General features: G+C 58.1%; 1 pseudogene. It reads right to left on the reverse strand.

Annotated features, from left to right (window positions below):
• Window positions 1-131: 131 nt before the first annotated feature.
• A pseudogene (locus tag AC5ZGW_RS47095) lies at window positions 132-442 on the reverse strand (hypothetical protein); the annotation flags it as partial.

A 442-nucleotide genomic window follows, 5' to 3' on the forward strand; every position in this document is an offset into this window, starting at 1 on the left:
GGCAGCGGCACCTGCGGGCCGCGTCGACGATTACCGCGTGCCGACGCGGAAGACGACGGCTGAGGTCTCCGTGAAATGAGAAAGGGCCGCTGAAGCGACCCTCGCTGGGAATAGTCTCACTTGGCCTTCGCCTACGGCCAGGTCAGATAATAGAAATCGGAGCCGATCTGGCCGAAATAGGCATTATTGTTATCGACCTTATCTATGTAGTGGTCGCCTTGCTTGACGAAGGATGCATCATCGCCGCGCTTTAGATGCGCCTTGAGGAAGTCGTTCCAGCCGCTGGCTTCGATATCGGTACCGGGTTTGCTGTCAGTATCGGCTTCATTTGGATTGTCGACGTCCCAGGCAGTGATGGAAACGCCCTGCGTTGGATCGGAGATCGTCAGCGTGCCATTCTCCAGAGCGGCCAGCATGTCGTGCGCCGTACCGCTCGTCCCTT

The organism is Bradyrhizobium sp. Crot121 (assembly GCF_059512385.1).